Consider the following 4,306-nt stretch of genomic DNA (forward strand, 5'->3'; position numbering starts at 1 on the left):
CACCTGCTCGGTCCTGTGCAGCAGGCCTACAACCGCCTGTACGGCGAGTTCGTCGACGCCGGCCCGCAGGCCGGCCTGGCGCTCGCCATCGCGGCGGCGCTCGACGGCCTCTCGCTGCTCGAACTGCTGAACCTGCACCAGTTCAGCAAGCGCCAGCGCGAAGCCATGCGCCAGGCGCTGCAGCAGCTCGCCCAGACCGTCACCTGATCAACCTCGCCCCGGATTCATCACCATGCCCCCACATCACCGCAAGGCGGCCGTCGTCGCCCTGCTGGCCGCCGCATTGGCCGGCTGCGCAAAGGAAACCGCCCCGTCCGTCGCCGTGCCGCGCCCCGTCAAGGTGGAAGTCGTTGCCGACGGCGGCACGGCAACCGTCGAGTCGTTCATCGGCACGCTGCGCGCACGCCAGCGCGCCGAACTCGGCTTCGAGTCACCCGGGCGCATCGCCGCCATCGCCGTCGACGTCGGCGACCGCGTGCGTGCTGGCCAGGTGCTGGCACGCCTGGACGAATCGCCGGCCCGCTGGCGACTGGAGAAGGCCGAATCCGACCGCGCCTCGGCCGTGGCCGTGCTCGCGGAACGCAGCACCCAGCTGCGGCAGCACGAGTCGCTTGCCAAGGACCAGATCGTCTCGGCGAGCACGCTGGAGTCGATGCAGACGCAGCACCGGCTGGCGGTCGGCCAACTGCAGGCGGCCGAGGCGGCGCTCGCACTGGCGCGCCGCGACCTCGCGCTGGTGCGCATCACGGCACCGTTCGACGGCGAGATCGTCACTCGCGCAGCTCAGCCGCACACCGACATCGGAGCCGGCCAGCCGGTGCTGCAGATCGAAGCGCGGCAGACGCTGGAAGTGGTGGCGATGCTGCCCGAGGCGGTGGCCTCGCGCCTCGCACCGGGCCAGGCGGCCACGGCCGGCCCACTGTCACTGACGCTGGAGCGGCTGTCGGCGCGCAACGAGAACGGCTCGCTGGTGCCGGCAGTCTTCCGCATCGCGGGCGCCGCCGCGGGCTTGCGCAGCGGCAGCGTCGTCTCGGTGGAACTGCCGCGCACGGCGAGCACCGCGCTCTCGGTGCCCGCCCCTGCGCTGCTGGCGGGTGGCGACCCGGGCACGGCGAGCGTTTTCCTGCTCGATGCCACCAGGCAGCAACTCGTGCGTCGTCCGATCCAGCTCGGCGACGGCGTGCTGCCCGGCGGCCGCCTGCCGGTGAAGGCGGGCCTGGTCGCGGGCGACCAGGTCGTCGTCGCCGGCGTCGCCTTCCTGAACGAGGGCCAGGCCGCGGTGCGGCAGGAGTCGCAGACGCTGCTGCACGGAGCACAACGATGAAGCTCACCGAATCGGCACTGGGCGCGAGCCGGCTGACCTTCTTCGTGGCCGCGCTGGTGCTGGTGGCCGGCGTGTTCGCCTTCCTGAAGTTCCCGTCGCAGGAGGAGCCCTCCACCACCATCCGCGACGCGATGATCTTCGTCGCCAACCCCGGGCTGCCGGTCGAGCGCATGGAGCAGCTCGTCGCCCGCCCGCTGGAAGAACGGCTGAGGCAACTGCCCGAACTGAAGCACGTGGTCAGCACGGTGCGCACCGGCAACGTCATCCTGCAGGTGACGGTGCACGAGAGCGTGCCCGACCTGCCCACGGTCTGGCAGAAGCTGCGCGCCAAGGTGGCCGAGGTGTCGCCGCAGTTCCCGGAAGGCACGCTGCCGGCGGACATCAACGACGACTTCGGCCGCGTGGCGGTGGCTTCCATCGCCGTCACCGCACCCGGCTTCTCGATGAGCGAGATGCGCCAGCCGCTCAAGCAACTGCGCGACCGGCTGTACGAGCTGCCGGGCGTGCAGAGCGTCAGCTTCCACGGCCTGCAGGACGAGCGCGTCTACATCGAGTTCGACCGCGCGCGCCTCGCGGGCCTGGGCCTGGGTGCGCCGGCCGTGCTGCAGCAGCTGCAGCAGCAGAACGTCGTGCTCTCCGGTGGCCAGGCGGTGCTGGGCGGCCTGAACGCCGCACTGGTGGCCTCGGGCGAGATCACCTCGCTGGAGGCGCTGCGCAACGTCGTGCTGAGCGTGCCCGAACGCAGCGGCCGCAACGACTCGAGCGTGCGCCTGTCGGACATCGCCAGCATCCGCGTGCTGCCGGCCGATCCGCCGGAATCGGCCGCGGTCTACCAGGGCGAGCCGGCCGTGGTGCTGGGGGTCTCGATGCGCGCCGGCCGGAACGTGCAGGCCTTCGGCCAGGCGCTGAAGGCGCGCGTCGCCGAACTGCAGCAGTTGCTGCCGGCCGGCTTCACGCTCGAGTACGTGACCTTCCAGGCCGACGTGGTCGAGCGCGAGATGGGCAAGATGAACCGCGTGATGGGCGAGACCATCGTCATCGTGATGGCGGTCGTCGTGCTGTTCCTGGGCTGGCGCGCCGGCCTCGTGGTCGGCAGCATCGTGCCGCTGACCATCCTGGGCACGCTGGTCGCGATGCAGATGCTGTCGATCGAGCTGCACAACGTCTCGATGGCGRCCATCATCATCGCGCTCGGCCTGCTGGTGGACAACGGCATCGTGATCGCCGAAGACATCGAACGGCGCCTGGCGGCCGGCGAGGACCGTCGCCAGGCCTGCATCGATGYGGGCCGAACGCTGGCCATCCCGCTGCTCACCTCGTCGCTGGTGATCATCTTCGCGTTCTCGCCGTTCTTCTTCGGCCACACCTCGATCAACGAGTACCTGCGCCCGCTGGTGATCGTGCTCGCGCTGGCGCTGCTGGGCTCGTGGCTGTTCTGCCTGACGGTGACGCCGCTGCTGTGCTATCACTTCCTGAAGCCGTCCCACCCCGCGGGGCCGGCCGAATCGAACCCCGAGTCGCGCTTCTACCGCGGCTACCGGCATGTCATCGGCAAGGTGCTCGACCACAAGGCGATGTTCCTGGTCGCGATGGGCGTGATGTTCACGGCGGCGATGCTGATGCTGGCGAGCGTGCCCGCCGGCTTCCTGCCGCCTTCCGACCGGCCGCAGTACCAGATCGCCCTCGAATTGCAGCCCGGCAGCGACTCGCGCGCCACCCTCTCCACCGTGCAATCGGTCAGCCGCTGGCTGGCGGACAAGAACATCAATCCGGAGGTGACGACCAGCATCGGCTACGTGGCCGATGGCGGGCCGCGCATCATCCTCGGCCTGAACCCGCCGCTGCCGGCCTCGCACATCGGCTACTTCACCGTGGGCGTGAACGGCAAGGACGCGCTCGACCCGATGATCGAGCGCACCCGCGCCTGGCTGGCGCAGGCGCATCCGGAGCTGCGGGTCGATGTGAAGCGCTTCTCGCTCGGCTCCAGCGATTCCGGCACCGTGGCCTACCGCATCGCCGGCCCGGACGAGCGCGAGCTGCGCCGCCTGGGCGGGCAGCTGCAGGCCGCGCTGCGCGGCGTGCCCGGCGTGGTCGGCGTGCTCGACGACTGGGACGGCCGCGTGCCGCGCCTGGACGTGCAGATCGACCAGCGCAAGGCACGGCGCCTGGGCATCACCAGCGAAGACGTGGCCACCTCGCTGGGCGCGCGTTTCAGCGGCCTGGCCGTCTCGTCGCTGCGCGACGGCGACACGCTGGTGCCGCTGGTCGTGCGCGGCTCCGAGGCCGAGCGCCGGCGGCCCGAGGACCTGGCGAACAGCCTGATCTACCCCGCCTCCGGTGGCGCGCCGGTGCCGCTGTCGGCGGTGGCCACGCTCACGGTCGGCTCCGAGCCTTCGGTCATCCGCCGCCGCGACCTCTCGCGCACGCTGACCGTGCAGGGCCGCAGTGAGACACAGACCGCGCAGCAGGTGGTGGACCGCCTCGCGCCGACGGTGGCGGCGCTGGCGCTGCCGCCGGGCTACCGCATCGAGCTGGGCGCCGAGATCGAGGACGCGGCCGAGGCCAACACCGCGCTCGGCGACTACCTGCCGCACGCCGTGGTGGCGATGCTGATCCTCTTCGTCTGGCAGTTCGGCTCGTTCCGCAAGCTGGCGCTGATCCTGGCCATCATCCCGTTCGCGCTCATCGGCGTGGCACCCGCGTTGAAGCTCGCCGGCGAGCCGCTGGGCTTCATGGCCAACTTCGGCCTGCTGTCGCTGGCAGGCATCATCGTCAACAACGCGGTGCTGCTGCTCGAGCGCATCGAGGCCGAGCTGCATGCCGGCCGCCCGCTGCGCGAGGCGGTGGTGGCCTCGGCGGTGCAGCGGCTGCGGCCGATCGTGATGACCAAGCTGACCTGCGTCGCCGGCCTGGTGCCGCTGCTGCTGTTCGGCGGGCCGCTGTGGTCGGGCATGGCGGTCACCATCATCGGCGGCCTCGCAT

The 4,306-nt window shown here is 71.2% G+C and carries 2 protein-coding genes and 1 pseudogene; all 3 read left to right on the top strand.

All coding sequences use genetic code 11. The features are described 5' to 3' along the window. Positions 1 to 207: pseudogene (locus AC1D1T_RS30490) on the top strand (hypothetical protein); the annotation flags it as partial. A gap of 25 nt (positions 208 to 232) precedes the next feature. Continuing rightward, on the top strand, positions 233 to 1,324 hold the full coding sequence (locus AC1D1T_RS30495) for an efflux RND transporter periplasmic adaptor subunit (RefSeq protein ID WP_477841571.1): 1,092 nt from the start codon (positions 233 to 235) through the stop codon (positions 1,322 to 1,324). Beyond that, positions 1,321 to 4,306 (top strand): efflux RND transporter permease subunit (locus AC1D1T_RS30500; RefSeq protein ID WP_477993165.1); only part of this gene is annotated, 2,986 nt, incomplete at its 3' end. The genes AC1D1T_RS30495 and AC1D1T_RS30500, both read left to right, overlap by 4 nt.

The organism is Rhizobacter sp. P2_H3, assembly GCF_056403355.1.